General features: G+C 65.0%; 13 protein-coding genes. 3 read left to right on the top strand and 10 right to left on the bottom strand.

The window, feature by feature from the left end; all coding sequences use genetic code 11:
* The first annotated feature begins 132 nt into the window (after positions 1 to 132).
* A complete protein-coding gene (dibA, locus tag F3J44_RS08395; protein ID WP_167271682.1) occupies positions 133 to 2,028 on the top strand; it encodes a phosphodiesterase DibA in 1,896 nt (631 codons plus the stop codon).
* A gap of 84 nt (positions 2,029 to 2,112) precedes the next feature.
* Here the strand turns inward: dibA and F3J44_RS08390 are convergent, their stop codons facing one another.
* The 10 genes from F3J44_RS08390 to F3J44_RS08345 all read right to left on the bottom strand — a co-directional run bounded on the left by F3J44_RS08390 (position 2,113) and on the right by F3J44_RS08345 (position 11,347).
* Positions 2,113 to 2,757 carry a methionine ABC transporter permease gene (locus F3J44_RS08390; RefSeq protein WP_167271680.1) on the bottom strand — a complete coding sequence of 215 codons (645 nt, stop codon included), beginning with the start codon at positions 2,755 to 2,757 and terminating at the stop codon, positions 2,113 to 2,115.
* Positions 2,747 to 3,856: a methionine ABC transporter ATP-binding protein gene (locus tag F3J44_RS08385; protein ID WP_167271678.1), complete on the bottom strand. Its 1,110-nt coding sequence runs from the start codon at positions 3,854 to 3,856 to the stop codon at positions 2,747 to 2,749. The genes F3J44_RS08390 and F3J44_RS08385 overlap by 11 nt, the downstream gene beginning before the upstream one ends.
* 1 nt (position 3,857) lies before the next feature.
* The gene (locus F3J44_RS08380; protein ID WP_167271676.1) at positions 3,858 to 4,658 is read right to left on the bottom strand and encodes a MetQ/NlpA family ABC transporter substrate-binding protein; all 801 of its coding nucleotides are present in this window, start codon (positions 4,656 to 4,658) and stop codon (positions 3,858 to 3,860) included.
* Complete coding sequence (locus F3J44_RS08375) at positions 4,651 to 6,036, bottom strand: LLM class flavin-dependent oxidoreductase (protein WP_167271674.1); 1,386 nt, start codon at positions 6,034 to 6,036, stop codon at positions 4,651 to 4,653. Before F3J44_RS08375 ends, F3J44_RS08380 begins: the two co-directional genes overlap by 8 nt.
* Positions 6,036 to 7,217: an SfnB family sulfur acquisition oxidoreductase gene (locus tag F3J44_RS08370; protein WP_167062772.1), complete on the bottom strand. Its 1,182-nt coding sequence runs from the start codon at positions 7,215 to 7,217 to the stop codon at positions 6,036 to 6,038. The genes F3J44_RS08375 and F3J44_RS08370 overlap by 1 nt, the downstream gene beginning before the upstream one ends.
* Before the next feature lie 118 nt (positions 7,218 to 7,335).
* Positions 7,336 to 8,577, bottom strand: a complete 1,242-nt coding sequence (locus F3J44_RS08365; protein WP_167271671.1) for an SfnB family sulfur acquisition oxidoreductase — start codon at positions 8,575 to 8,577, stop codon at positions 7,336 to 7,338.
* Positions 8,578 to 8,823: 246 nt separating this feature from the next.
* A complete protein-coding gene (gene tcyN, locus F3J44_RS08360; protein ID WP_167271669.1) occupies positions 8,824 to 9,582 on the bottom strand; it encodes an L-cystine ABC transporter ATP-binding protein TcyN in 759 nt (252 codons plus the stop codon).
* 2 nt (positions 9,583 to 9,584) lie between these two features.
* On the bottom strand, positions 9,585 to 10,250 hold the full coding sequence (tcyL, locus tag F3J44_RS08355) for a cystine ABC transporter permease (protein WP_370526722.1): 666 nt from the start codon (positions 10,248 to 10,250) through the stop codon (positions 9,585 to 9,587).
* The gene (tcyJ, locus tag F3J44_RS08350) at positions 10,250 to 11,044 is read right to left on the bottom strand and encodes a cystine ABC transporter substrate-binding protein (RefSeq protein ID WP_167271665.1); all 795 of its coding nucleotides are present in this window, start codon (positions 11,042 to 11,044) and stop codon (positions 10,250 to 10,252) included. Before tcyJ ends, tcyL begins: the two co-directional genes overlap by 1 nt.
* A 78-nt stretch (positions 11,045 to 11,122) precedes the next feature.
* Positions 11,123 to 11,347: a hypothetical protein gene (locus F3J44_RS08345; protein WP_167271663.1), complete on the bottom strand. Its 225-nt coding sequence runs from the start codon at positions 11,345 to 11,347 to the stop codon at positions 11,123 to 11,125.
* Between the two features lie 84 nt (positions 11,348 to 11,431).
* On the opposite strand from F3J44_RS08345, the gene epsC reads away from it, so the two are divergent.
* A complete protein-coding gene (gene epsC / locus F3J44_RS08340; RefSeq protein ID WP_167271661.1) occupies positions 11,432 to 12,364 on the top strand; it encodes a serine O-acetyltransferase EpsC in 933 nt (310 codons plus the stop codon).
* Positions 12,365 to 12,604: 240 nt separating this feature from the next.
* Positions 12,605 to 14,608 carry a choline transporter BetT gene (gene betT / locus F3J44_RS08335; protein ID WP_167062754.1) on the top strand — a complete coding sequence of 668 codons (2,004 nt, stop codon included), beginning with the start codon at positions 12,605 to 12,607 and terminating at the stop codon, positions 14,606 to 14,608.
* The last annotated feature ends 81 nt before the right edge of the window (positions 14,609 to 14,689 follow it).

Below are 14,689 nucleotides of genomic sequence, written 5' to 3'. Positions count from 1 at the left end.
GGATTGCAGGGAAGAGGGGCTGATTATCCCTTGGTGGGGAAATAAAACCAGTCACCCTTTCAGATAGGAAGTCACGGCATGTTTCATGCCTTTATAATCGCCCTTCCTTTTCAATGGATTATTCGCTCCGACATGTCTGTCTCCGTCCGCGACGCATTGCGCATGGCTGCGCTCTATGTGGTGTTTTCGATCCTCTGGCTGGTGCTGTCGGAGGGGGTGCTGCGCACGATGTCCGACGACCCGCTGGCACTGACCGTGGGGCGGCAGATCAATGTGGTGATCTGGGTACTGGTCAGCGCCTTGCTGATTTTCGTGACCCGGGCGCGGCTGCTCAACTTCATCGGCATCGGCGCCCGGCTGCGCCGCGACGACCGTGAGCGCCTGCGCATGGCCGCGGCGGTGTTCGACAGCACCCTGGAAGGGGTACTGGTGACCGACCGCCGCGGCCTGATCGTGCACGTTAACCGCGCGTTCATGCGCATCACCGGTTACCAACAGGAAGAAGTGCTGGGCCAGCGCCCGAGCAAGTTCAAGTCGGGCCGCCACGGGGTGCCGTTCTACCAGCAGATCTACGCCACCCTGGCCGAGAAGGGTGAATGGAGCGGGGAAATCTGGAACCGCCGCAAAAGCGGTGAAATTTACCCACAATGGCAGACGATCTGTGCCATTAGCGATGATAACGGTCAATTGAGCCATTACGTGGCAGTGTTCAGCGACATCAGTGCGATCAAGCATTCGGAGCAGGAACTGGCCTACCTGGCCCACCACGACCCGCTCACCGGGCTGCCCAACCGCCTGTTGTTCAACGACCGTGCCGAGCAGGCACTGGCTGCGGCGCAGGCCAACAAGCGCGGCTGCGCCTTGCTGCTGCTGGACCTCGACCATTTCCAGAGCATCAACGATGGCCTGGGCCATACCATTGGCGACCAGTTGCTCAAGCTGGTGGGTGAACGCCTGCGTGAAGTGCTGGGCAATGGCGTGACCCTGGCACGCCTGGGCGGCGACGAATTTGGCGTGCTGGCTGAAAACTGCCAGCAGGTGGGCCAGGCCGGCAAGCTGGCGCAGCTGATTATCGAGCGCATGCGCGAGCCGTTCGACTTCGACGGGCATCGGCTGTTCATCAGCGCCAGCGTGGGCATCAGCCTGTTCCCCAGCGATGCCCTGAGCGCCGAGCAGTTGCTGCGCAATGCCGACTCGGCGTTGTTCAAGGCCAAGGGCAATGGCCGCGCCTGCTACGCGCTGTACACCGAGGAGCTGACCGCCCACGCCCAGCACCGGGTGGAAACGGCCGGCGAGCTGCGCCAGGCGCTGGCCCAGGACGAGTTGCGGGTGTTCTACCAGCCGGTACACGACCTGTTCACCGGGAAAATGGTCGGCGTCGAGGCGCTGGTGCGCTGGCAGCACCCCCAGCGCGGGCTGGTGCCGCCGGGTGAGTTCATTCCAATTGCCGAGCGCACCGGGCTGATTGCCGAGATCGATGCCTGGGTGCTGCGCCAGGCATGCCGGCAGATGGTGCACTGGCAGGCCGACGGCCGCGGGTTGGCATTCGTGGCGGTCAATATCTCCAGCCGCCTGTTTGGCCAGCACGAGTTGTACCGGCAGGTGGCCGAGGTGCTGCACGAAACCGGCCTGGACCCAGCGCTGCTGGAGCTGGAGGTGACCGAGAGTGCGGTGATGGAAGACCCGGAGGTGGCGCTGGAGCAGCTGCATCGCCTGCGCGAGCTGGGCTTGAACCTGGCCATCGATGATTTCGGCACGGGGTATTCGTCGTTGCTGCGGCTCAAGCGCATGCCGGTGCAGAAGTTGAAGATCGACCAGGGCTTTGTGGCTGGTTTGCCGCAAGACGACGATGATATCGCGATTGTGCGGGTGATCATCGCCCTGGCGCGGAGCATGGGCATGCAGGTGCATGCCGAAGGAATCGAGCAGGCTGAACAGGCACGGTTTCTGTTGGAGCAGCAGTGCCAGTTAGGGCAAGGGTATTGGTTCGGGCGGCCAGTGCCGGCGGGGGCGTTGAATTGGGGGTGAGCAAGCGCGCCGCCGTGGCGGCGCATCGCGAGCTGCGCTCGCTCCTACCACCCCCGTAGGAGCGAGCGCAGCTCGCGATCCGCCTCAACGCTTGTTCAAGCCCTTCGCCAGCCGGTCGCCACCGAGCTGAATCACCGCTACCAACGCCACCAGCATGGCAATCACGGTCAACATGATCTGGCTGTCGAAACGCTGGTAGCCGTACCGGTAGGCAATGTCGCCAAGCCCCCCGGCGCCAATGGCCCCGGCCATGGCTGATGAGTTGATCAGCGTCACCAGGGTGATGGTGAAGCCACCGACGATTCCCGGTAGCGCCTCAGGCAGCAGCACGTGCCAAACAATGTGCCAGCGCCGGCAGCCCATGGCCTGGGCCGCCTCCACCAAACCATGGTCGACTTCGCGCAGGCTCACTTCGGCAATGCGCGCAAAGAACGGCGTGGCGGCAATGGTCAGCGGCACCACGGCGGCCCACACACCATAGGTGGTGCCCACCAGCAGGCGGGTGAAGGGGATCAGCGCGACCATCAGGATCAGGAACGGCACCGAGCGGAACAGGTTGACGAACGCGCCCAGCACCCGGTTCAGCAGCGGCGCCTGGAAAATCCCGCCCTTGTCGCTGGTGACCAACAGCACCGCCATCGGCACCCCCAGCAGCAGCGCGATCAACGACGACACGCCCACCATCAGCAGGGTGTCGAGCAAGCCTTCGAGCAGGCGGTCAAACCACATGGCCCAGTACCTCCACGTCCTCGGCCCAGCGGCGGGCACGCTCCAGCAGTTGATGGGTGTCGTGCGGTGCGCCTTGCACCGCCAGTATCAGCAGCCCCAGGGCATGCCCGCCCACGGTTTCCACGCCGCCCTGGAGCAGGCGCACATGCCCGCCAAGGTCTGCGAACAGGTCAGACAGCGCCGGCTCGCCGAGCACGCTGAGCTTGAGTACCACGGCACTGTCGTAGCCAACGGGGCTGGCGCGCAGCCTGGCCTGTAGGGTTTCGGGCAGCTTGGTCTGCAAGGGCGCCAGCAGGGTACGGGTGACCTCGTGGCGCGGGCTGCCGAACACCCGCCAGACCTCACCTTGCTCCACCACTTCGCCGCGCTCCAGCACCACCACGCGGTGGCAGATGTCGCGGATCACTGCCATTTCATGGGTAATCAGCACCACGGTCAGGCCCAGGCGCCGGTTGATGTCGCGCAGCAGTTCAAGGATCGACGCGGTGGTTTCCGGGTCCAGCGCCGAGGTGGCCTCGTCGCACAGCAGAATCTCCGGGTCGTGTACCAGTGCCCGGGCAATGCCTACACGCTGCTTCTGGCCGCCGGACAGCTGCGCCGGGTAGACGTGGTGTTTTTCCTGCAGGCCAACCAGCTCCAGCAACGCGCGCACTTTGCGCTGGCGCTCGGCCTTGGCCACACCGGCCACCGTCAGCGGCAGTTCCACGTTCTGCCACACGGTTTTGGCCGACATCAGGTTGAAATGCTGGAAGATCATGCCGATGCGCCGGCGCAGCGCCACCAGGTGGTCCTCGTCGAACGGCGCGATGTCTACCTGGTCGATCAGCACCCGGCCCTGGCTGGGTTGCTCCAGGCGGTTGATGGTGCGCAGCAGCGACGACTTGCCGGCACCGCTGCGGCCGATGATGCCGAAAATCTCGCCACGCTGGATGTTCAGGTCGATGCCTTGCAAGGCAGGTTGCGCTTGGCCTGGGTAGGTTTTGCCCAGGCCGATGAAGCGGATGTGGGCCTGGTTGACCTCCGGGCGCAGGGCCTGCTCCCTGGCCGTTGGCGGCGATGGTTGTGCGGTGGGCGCCCGGAGCGCGTTGGCCTGGCTCATGTCAGCCTTCCCAACCGGCCTGGTACAGGCTGCCGTGGGCTTTGTTCAGCGCGGCACGCACGGCCGGCGAGTGCTGGTAGATATCGACGAACTTGGCCAGGCGGGGGTCGTCCTTGCTTTGCGGGCGAATCACGAACTGGATCACGTACTCCTTGTTTTCCAGGCCGTCGAACAGCAGCGCCGAGGTGGCATCGAAGCTGTTGGCCAGGCGGATGTAGGCCGGGTAGCCCTGAACCAGGTCGGCATCGTCATAGGCACGCACCAGTTGCACGGCCTCGACCTGAAGGATTTTCAGCTTTTTCGGGTTGGCGGTGATGTCGTCCTCGGTGGCCTTGTAGCCCACCCCGGGCTTGAGGGTAATCAGGCCAGCCTTGGCCAGCAGCTGCAGGCCCCGGCCACTGTTGATTGGGTCGTTGGCGATGGCCACGCTGGCGCCTTCTGGCAGCTCGGCGAAGGACTTGTACTTTTTCGAGTACAGGCCGACGTTGTTGATGATGCCCGGGGCGTAGGGCACCAGGTTGAAGCCAGCGGCGGCCTTGGCATTTTCCAGGAACGGGATGTGCTGGAAGTAGTTCACGTCGATGTCGCCGCTGTTGAGGCTGACATTGGGGGCGATCCAGTCGCTGAATTCGATCAGCTTCACGTCCAGGCCTTGCTTGTGCGCTTCTTCCACCGCCGCTTCCAGTGGGATGGCGAAGGCCGAGGTGGTACCGATTTTCAACGGCTCGGCGGCCAGCACGCTGGCGGACAGGCTCAGGCCCAGGGCGATGGCCGCGACGGGCCGAAACAGTTTCTCAAGCATGGTGCAGGGCTCCAGTCGGGGCAGGGGTGTGGCGGTAGGCCGAACCTGGGTGGTCGGCGGGCAAGTGTGGGTGGTCACCCTGGAACAGCTTTTCGCGCAGGGTGCCGTCGGCGTAGGCGGTTTTGTAGCGGCCGCGCTGTTGCAGTTGCGGCACCACCAGGTCGATGAAGTCCTCGTAGCTTTCCGGGGTGACGGTGCGGGTCAGGTTGAAACCGTCCAGGCCGGTGTCGTCGATCCAGGCGATCAGCTGTTCGGCCACCTGCTCGGGCGCGCCGACCAGGGTCACGTAGCGCCCGCCGAGGGCGTGCTGCTGCAGCAGGCGGCGGCGGGTCCAGGCGTTGTCCTGAAGCTGGCGGGTCGCCGACTGGATGGCGTTGCCCTTGCTGGCACCAATCGGCTCGTCCAGGCCGTAGGCGGCGAAGTCGATACCGGTGGAGGCGGCGAAGTGCGCCACGCCGGCTTCTGCGCTGGCATGCTGCAGGTATTCGGCATGCTTGGCCTGCGCCTGCTGCTCGGTGGGCGCAACGATCACGGTGATGCCCATGAACACCTTCACCGCCTGCGGGTCACGGCCAGCGGCCTGGGCCGCGGCGCGCACCTTGTCGACCTGGGCGCGGGTGGCGGCCTTGTCCTGGCCGCTGATGAACACGCATTCGGCATGGTTGCCGGCAAAGGCCAGGCCACGTGGCGAGCTGCCGGCCTGGAACAGCACCGGGGTGCGCTGCGGCGAGGGTTCGCACAGGTGGTAGCCCTCGACCTGGTAGAACTCGCCCTGGTGGCGCACCTTGCGTACCTTGGCCGGCTCTGCGTACACCCGCCGTGCGCGGTCGTTGACCACGGCGTCGTCGGCCCAGCTGCCTTCGAGCAGCTTGTACAGCACCTGCAGGTACTCGTCGGCCTGGTCGTAGCGGCGGTCGTGCTCGGGCTGTTGGGCCAGGCCCATGGCCCGGGCGGCGCTGTCGAGGTAGCCGGTGACGATGTTCCAGCCCACCCGGCCGTTGCTCAGGTGGTCCAGGGTCGACAGGCGCCGGGCGAACAGGTACGGCGCCTCGTAGGTGAGGTTGGCGGTCAGGCCGAAGCCCAGGTGGCGGGTGACCGCGGCCATGGCCGACACCAGCAGCAGCGGGTCGTTGACCGGCAGCTGGATCGACTCCTTGAGGGGAACGTCCACCGATTGGCCATAGACATCGTAGGTGCCGACGATGTCGGCGATGAACAGGCCGTCGAACAGGCCGCGTTCGAGCAGGCGCGCCAGGTCGGTCCAGTAGGCGAGGGTCTTGTACTGGGTGGAGGTGTCCCGTGGGTGGGTCCACAGGCCGTGGTTGATGTGCCCGATGCAGTTCATGTTGAAGGCATTGAGCAGGATCTGCTTGGCCATCAGATGGTCCCCCGGCGTGGTGGGTGCTCGTCGTTGAGGTAGTAGTTGCCGATGGCGTGGTACTTCCAGCGCACCGGGTCGTGCAGGGTGTGCACGCGGGCGTTGCGCCAGTGGCGGTCGAGGTTGTGTTCGGCCAGGGTGGCCTGGCTGCCGGCCAGCTCGAACAGCGTGGTGCCGGCGGCAAGCGAGATGTCGGTGCTGATGGCGCGGGCTTCGGCCACGGCAATGGACGCGGCGGCGACCTTGTCGGCGGTGCTGTCCAGCTGGGCCTGGTCGAGGTATTCGCCAGCCCGTTCCAGCAGGGCTTCGGCGGCGTGCAGGCGGATGGCCAGGTGGCCGAAGCTTTTCAGGGTCAGTGGGTCGTCGCTGGCCTTGTCCAGGCCCGAGTCGACCCAGGGCCGGCTGCGGGTGCGCACGAAGTGCAGGGCGTCTTCGAAGGCGGCGCGGGCGATGCCGGTGTCGATGGCGGCGTGAAGGATCTGCGCCAGCGGGCCGACCGGGGTCGGGCGCTCGAAGGCGCTCTGGAACGGCACCACGTCGGCTTCGTCGACGTATACGTTGTCGAACTGTACCGAGCCGCTGCCGGTGGTGCGCTGGCCGAAGCCGCTCCAGTCGTCGATCACCTGCAGGCCCTGGCTGGCGGCGGGCACGAAGGCCAGTTGCTGGCGGCCTTGCTCGTCGATCACCGAGGTGGGGATACGCTGGGCGTAGAGGGCGCCGGTGGCGTAGAACTTGCGGCCGTTGATGCGGTAGCCGGCGCCGTCGCGGGTCAGGCGGGTGGTACGGTCGTTGGCGGTTTTCGTGCCCAGTTCGGCCAGGGCATTGCCGAAGCGGCGGCCGGCCAGCACTTCGGCGTAGAGGCGGCGTTGCTGTTCGGGGCTGCCGTTCACGCGCAGCACTTCAAGGGCGTAGAAGTGGTTTTGCGGGATTTGCCCAAGGGAGGCGTCGGCCTGGGCGATGCGGGCGATCACCTTGGCCAGGGTGACGTTGGACACACCTGCGCCGCCGAAGGCCTTGGGTACGCTGATGGCCCACAGGCCGGAGCGGGTGAACAGCTCCAGCTCAGGGTGGGGCAGGCGGCGTTCGCGGTCGCGCAGGGCGCTGTCGCGGTGCAGCTGCTGGGCAAGGTGCTCGGCGGCTTCGAGGGCCTGGGTGTCGGTGGTGATGAGCGATGTTGTCATGGTGGTCTCCAGGGCCGTGGGGTCGTTTTGCGGCCCATTCGCGACCTTTGGTCGCTCCTACGGTAGGAGCGACCGCAGGTCGCGATTGGGCTGCAACGCAGCCCCCTACGCCCTCAAATCAGATCCAGGAATGCCGCGCAGGCAAGGTCCCATTCAGGTGGTAGGCCCCAACCGCGTGGTACTTCCAGCGCACCGGGTCGTGCAGGGTATGCACGCGGGCATTGCGCCAGTGCCGGTCGAGGTTGAACTCGGCCAGGGTCGCGCGGCTGCCAGCCAGTTCGAACAGCTTCTCGCTGGCCTGCAGGGCGATCTCGGTGGTGAGCACCTTGGCCTCGGCCACGGCGATCGAGGCCCGCGCCGCGGCAGCGGCATCGACCGGCCCTGCATTGACCTCGTCGAGTACCCGCGCCGCCCTGTGCAGCAGCGCTTGGGCGGCATGCAGTTCAAGCTTCAGGCGGCCAATATCGGCAATCACGTACAGGTCATCGCTGGCGCGCTCGACCTTGGCCTCGACCCACGGCCGGGCCTTCTCGCGGACGAAGGCGATGGCATCGTCGATGGCGGCCTCGGCAATGCCGGCGTCGATGGCAGCCTGGATCAACTGCGAAACCGCACCCTGGATGTTGGGCAGGTCGTGCTGGCGCCAGTTGTCGATCACCAGCTCCGCGTCCACCGGCACCTGGTCGAGCAGCACAGTGCCGCTGGCGGTGGTGCGCTGGCCGAAGCCAGACCAGTCATCGACGATGCGCAGCCCAGGGCTTGCGCGGCGGATGAAGGCTAGGCGCTGGCGGCCTTCGTCGTCCAGGGCCTTGACCGCTACCCAGTGGGCGAACAGGGCGCCGGTGGAGTAGAACTTCTCGCCGCTGACGCGATAGCCATCGGCGCTGCGGGTGATGCGGGCCTTGAGTGTCAGGGTGTCCTTGGTGCCGCGCTCGGGGCCGGCGTTGCCGATGCGCCAGCCGTCCAGCACGCTGCGAAAAATCAGCGCCTGCTGGGCCTCGGTGGCGGTCAGGCGCAGCAGTTGCAGCAGGCCGAACTGGTTTTGCGGGATTTGCCCCAGGGCCGGGTCGGCGGCGCTGATGATGCGAAACACTTCGGCAAGGGTGGCGAAGGATACGTCGGGGCCGCCGTGGGCCTTGGGCACGCTGATGCTGCCCAGGCCGCTGCGGGTGAACTGTTCGATCTCGGCCCAGGGCAACTTGCGCTGGCGGTCGCGGCGGGCGGCCTGCTCGCGGGCGGCATCGGCCAGTTCGCGGGCGGCTTGCAGGGCTTCGGCGTCGTTGCGCAACACCTTGGCCGGCAGCAGCAGGGGCGAGCTGTCGAGGTCGCTGTGGAAGGGGGTATTTGGCTGGATGGTCATCAGAACCGAACCTCACAAAGTGGATGCGTCGCTTCAGCTGATGGCGACAGGCTTGTGCTGGTCCGGTGGTCCGGTCCATATACCCTAATGGCTTATTAAAGGTTTATGAACTAACGCTTTGGAATATAGATAGAAGAGGGGAGTTGTGTAGGGCGTGATGGCCTCTTCGCGGGGCGAGCCCGCTCCTACAAGCGAACGCGATGCCCTTGTAGGCGCGGGCTTGCCCCGCGAAGAGGCCGGCAAGCCTTACTCCGAAGCGGCGGTCCCGAGGAACTTGCGCAAAAACTGCCGGGTACGTTCCTCACGGGGGTTGGCGAACAGCGCCTTGGCCTCGCCCTGTTCCACGATCACGCCTTTGTCGAAGAAGATCACCCGGTTCGCCACGTCCCGGGCAAAGCTCATTTCGTGGGTGACGATGATCATGGTGCGCTTTTCCTCGGCCAGGCCGCGGATGGTTTCCAGCACTTCGCCCACCAGCTCCGGGTCGAGCGCCGAGGTGGGCTCGTCGAACAGGATCACCTCAGGTTCCATGGCCAGGGCCCGGGCAATCGCCACCCGTTGCTGCTGGCCACCGGACAGGCGCCGTGGGTAGGCGTCTTCCTTGCCCGCCAGGCCAACCTTGGCCAACAGGCGCCGGCCCAGCGCGATGGCCTGCTCGCGCGGGGTTTTCTTGACGATCACCGGCCCTTCGATGACGTTGTCCAGGGCGGTGCGGTGGGGGAACAGGTTGAAGTTCTGGAACACGAACCCGGCTTGCTGGCGCAAACGGCGGATCGCGCCCTGCTGGCCACCCAGCGGGTGGTTGGCGTCGATGCTGATGCTGCCGATGCGGATGCGCCCGGCATCCGGGGTTTCCAGCAGGTTGAGGCAGCGCAGGAAGGTGGTTTTGCCCGAGCCGCTGGGGCCGATGATCGCCACCACTTCGCCCGGCTGCACGGTCAGGTCGATGCCGTTGAGCACGGTCTGGCCCTTGAACCGCTTGGTCAGGCCTTCTACTACGATCATCGTCAGTGCTCCTGGTCGTGCTGGTTGACCCGCGCTTCCATGCGGTTCTGGAAGTGCGCGAGGATGCTGCACAGCACCCAGTAGATCACCGCCACTGCCAGGTACATGGTGAACACTTCGAAGGTGCGTGCGGTAATCAGCTGCGCCTGGCGGAACAGTTCAGGCACCTGGATGGTCGCCGCCAGGGCGGTGTCCTTGACCAGCGAGATGAAGCTGTTGCCCAGCGGCGGCAGCGCAGTGCGCAGCGCCTGCGGCAGGATCGCCCGGCGCATGGCCTGGATGCGGGTCATGCCGATGCTGGCGGCGGCTTCCCACTGGCCGCGGTCGATGGAAGAAATGGCCGCGCGGAGGATTTCGCAGATGTACGCGGCCATGTTCAGCGACAGGCCGATCAGCGAGGCTGGAATCGGGTCCAGTTCTATGCCGATCTGTGGCATGCCGAAGTAGATCACGAACAGCTGCACCAGCAGCGGCGTGCCGCGAAAGAACGACACGTAGATGCGCGCCAGCCAGTCCAGCGGCAGGATCTTCGACAGCCGCATCAGCGCCAGGGCAAAGCCCAGCACCAGGCCGAAGAACATGCCGCCGACACTCAGCAGCACGGTGTAGCCCGCGCCCTTCAACAGAAAGGGCGCGGAGTCGGTAACGAGTTGCAGGCTTTCAGCGATCATTGGGTGACGTCAGCACCGAAGTATTTCTGCGACAGCTTGGCCAGCGTGCCGTCGGCCTTGAGCTTGTCGATGGCCTTGTTGATGGCGGCCAGCAACTCAGGCTCACCCTTGCGCAGGGCCACGCCGCTTTCCAGGCGCGAGAAGGCGGCGCCGGCCAGTTCGGTGTCCTTGGCTTTTTGCGCGTATTCCAGGGCTGCCAGGCGGTCGATCAGAATGGCGTCGATGCGGCCGTTGCGAAGGTCGGCGAACTTGCTTGGGTCGTCTTCATAAGTGCGCACATCGGCTTTGGGCACGTCCTGCTTCACCCATTGCTCGTAGTTGGTGCCCAGGCCCACGCCAACTTTCTTGCCGGCCAGGTCCTGGGCGGTCTTGATGTTCAGCTGCTCGGCCTTTTTCTTCAGGATTAGCGCCTGGATGCCGGAGATGGTGTAGGGCTCGGAGAAGTCGTACTTCTTCTTGCGCTCATCGGAGATGGTCACCTGGTTCACCACCACGTCCAGGCGCTTGGACTCCAGGGCGGCAAGAATGCCGTCCCACTTGGTGGGCTGAATCTTGGCCTTGACCCCCAGCTCCTTGGCCAGCAGCTCGGACAGCTCCACTTCGAAGCCGGTGAGCTTGCCGTTCTCATCCTGGAAGCTGAAGGGCGGGTAGGTGCCTTCGAGGCCGACGTTGATCACGCCTTTTTCCTGGATGGCCTTCAATTGCTCGCCGGCGAAGGCTTGGCCGAGCAGGCCGGCGCCCAGCAGGATGGCCAGGCTGGCGTTGAGTAGCGGTTTGGCGAATTTCGACATGTCAGGCCCCGCGCTTGTTGTGGAAGTAGTGGGTGGCGACTATAGAATCCGGCTGATAGGCCAGGAAATAATAAAAACTTATTTTGTTATGCTTTTTAATGCATTTGTCAGTCGATGGCTGCTTTGAGGGTAGGCCAGGATGCTTCCGGCGTCATCGCGGCTTATGCCCGGCTTGGTGCAGCGTGGAATAAAGCGTTGTTTTTTCCAAGGGGCGGATTTGCCGTAGAGTGGATTGCAGATGGCAGGTCCGGCCCTTTCGCGGGCAAGCCCGCTCCCACAGGGAATCCACAGACCTTGAGGCATGTGGAACACCTGTAGGAGCGGGCTTGCCCCGCGAAAGGGCCGGACCTGCCAATACAACTATGTCCCCTTCGGCAGGAGAACACCGTGAGCGAACAACCCTCATCCGGGCATTGGCAGTTGCACACCATCGTCAGCGGCCTGCGCGGCGCCCGTGAGCAGTGGCGCAGCCGCAATGGCCGCAGCAGTGGCGAACAGGGCGGACGCGAACTGCCGTCGCGCGAGGCCATGCGGCAGATCCTCGAGCAGCTGTGCGGCGCACTGTTCCCGATGCGCCTGGGGCCGGTTGACCTGCGTGAAGAAAGCGAAGACTTCTACGTCGGCCACACCCTCGACGCTGCGCTTACCGCGCTGCTGGCCCAGGCCCGGCTTGAACTGCGCTACGCCGCACGGCAGAACCAAGGCGACCTGGCAGCGGTCGATGGCCAGGCCCTGCGCCTGATCCAGGATTTTGCCGCGGCCTTGCCGCAATTGCGGGTGCTGCTCGACACCGACGTGCTGGCCGCCTACCACGGCGACCCGGCAGCGCGCAGCGTCGACGAGGTGCTGCTGTGCTACCCAGGCATTCTGGCAATCATCCACCACCGCCTGGCCCACCACCTGTACCAGGCAGGGTTGCCACTGTTGGCGCGGATCAGCTCGGAGCTTGCGCACTCGGCCACCGGCATCGACATCCACCCCGGCGCGCAAATCGGCCCGAGTTTCTTCATCGACCATGGCACCGGCGTGGTGATTGGCGAAACGGCGATCATCGGCGAGCGGGTGCGGATCTACCAGGCGGTGACGCTGGGCGCCAAGCGCTTCCCCAGCGATGAGTCGGGCACGCTGCACAAAGGCCTGGCACGCCACCCCATCGTCGAGGATGACGTGGTGATCTACGCCGGGGCGACCATCCTGGGCAGGATTACCATCGGACAAGGTTCGACCATCGGTGGCAATGTGTGGCTCACCCGCAGCGTGCCGGCAGCGAGCAACATTACCCAGGCGAATCTGCAGTTGGATTGTCAGGACAGGAACTGAGCCGGGATTTGTATGGAGTGTGCCGGCCTTTTCGCGGGGCAAGCCCGCTCCTACAAGGGTGCCCCGCGAAAGGGCCGGGGCGCCGATCAGCGCCCCGGTTCGCATTGAAATGCGATCCATGTTTAACTTGAACGCTTGTTCAATGAAAAACGCTGGTCCGCTGCCGGTGTTCAACAGGAGGATTCCTTTGCTGAACCCGTTCATTCCGAGCCTCACCTCGATTGGCGAGGTGCCCGTTTCATGAGTGCATCGTCCCCCACCCTTGCCACTGGCAAGATCCGCATGAACCCCCCGGTGTTCTACTTCGCCGCCAGTTTCATCCTGCTGTTCGGCCTGGTGGTGATCGCCTTCCCGCAAGCTGCCGGTGAATGGCTGCTGGCAGCGCAGAACTGGGCGGCCAACACGGTCGGCTGGTACTACATGCTGGCCATGACCCTGTACCTGGTGTTCGTGGTGGTTACCGCGTTGTCCGGCTACGGCAAGATCAAGCTGGGCGCCGACCATGACGAGCCCGAATTCAGCTACCTGTCATGGGCCGGCATGCTGTTCGCTGCTGGCATCAGCATCACGCTGTTCTTCTTTTGCGTGTCCGAACCACTCACCCACATGCTCACCCCGCCCCAGGGCGAGGGCGGCACGGCCGAAGCCGGGCGCCAGGCGATGCAGATTCTGTTCCTGCACTGGGGCCTGCACGGCTGGGGCGTGTTCGCCTTCGTCGGCATGGCGCTGGCCTACTTCGCCTACCGCCACAACCTGCCGCTGGCCCTGCGCTCGGCGCTGTACCCGCTGATTGGCAAGCGCATCAACGGGCCAATCGGCTACGCGGTGGACGGCTTCGGCATCATTGCCACGGTGTTCGGCCTGGGCGCCGACATGGGCTTTGGCGTGCTGCACCTGAACGCTGGCCTCGACTACCTGTTCGGCATCAGCCACAGCCAGTGGGTGCAGGTGATCCTGATTGCCCTGATGATGGGCGCGGCCGTGGCCGTGGCGGTCGCCGGGGTGGAGAAGGGCGTGCGGGTGATGAGCGACATCAACCTGTTCCTGGCCTGCGCGCTGCTGTTGTTCGTGCTGTTCGCCGGGCCCACCCAGCACCTGTTCAACACCCTGATCCAGAACCTTGGCGACTATTTGGGCGCCCTGCCGCGCAAAAGCTTCGACGTGTACGCCTACGGCGAGCAGCGCGACTGGCTGGGTGGCTGGACGGTGTTCTACTGGGCCTGGTGGATTGCCTGGGCGCCCTTCGTGGGGCTGTTCATTGCGCGGATTTCCCGCGGGCGCACGATCCGCGAGTTCGTGTTCGGCGTGCTGCTGATTCCGCTGGGCTTCACCCTGGCGTGGATGTCGATTTTCGGCAACAGCGCACTGGACCAGGTGATCAACCACGGCATGACCGCGCTTGGCCAGTCGGCGTTGGACAACCCGTCGATGAGCCTGTACCTGCTGCTGGAAACCTACCCGTGGAGCAAGACGGTGATCGCCGTGACGGTGTTCATCAGCTTCGTGTTCTTCGTCACCTCGGCCGACTCCGGCACCGTGGTGCTGTCGACGCTGTCGGCCAAGGGCGGCGGCGCCGACGAGGACGGACCGAACTGGCTGCGTATCTTCTGGGGCGTGATGACCGCGCTGATTACCAGCGGCCTGCTGTTCGCCGGCAGCATCGATTCGCTGAAGTCGGCGGTGGTGCTCACCTCGCTGCCGTTCTCGCTGATCTTGCTGTGCATGATGTGGGGGCTGCACAAGGCCTTCTACCTGGAGAGCCAGCGGCAGATCGCGCAGATGCACTCGTTGGCACCGTTCGCCCAGACCCGGCGTGGCCGCGGCGGCTGGCGCCAGCGCCTGAGCCAGGCGGTGCACTTCCCGTCACGTGATGAGGTGTACCGCTTCATGGACGACGTGGTGCGCCCGGCGATTGCCGATGTGCGCGAGGTGTTCGAGCAGAAGGGGTTGGTGCTGGTGACCCAGGACGACCCGAGCCATGACAACGTCAGCCTCAAGGTTGGCCATGGCGAGGAGCAGCCGTTCATCTACCAGGTGCAGATGCGTGGGTATTTCACCCCGTCGTTCGCCTTGGGTGGGTTGGGTACGCAGGAGTTGAAGAACCGCCGCTACTACCGGGCGGAGGTGCATTTGAGCGAAGGCAGCCAGAACTATGACCTGGTGGGCTACAGCAAGGAGCAGATCATCAACGACATCCTCGACCAGTACGAGCGGCACATGCAGTTCTTGCATCTGGTCAGGTAGTCGCCTGTGCTGGCCCTCTCGCGACCTGCGGTCGCTCCTACCCGGTGTGTAGGAGCGACCGCAGGTCGCGAGAGGGGCCTT

This window comes from Pantoea sp. Tr-811, assembly GCF_011752535.1.
GTDB lineage: Bacteria > Pseudomonadota > Gammaproteobacteria > Pseudomonadales > Pseudomonadaceae > Aquipseudomonas.
This window is presented reverse-complemented; position numbering and strand designations above follow the sequence as displayed.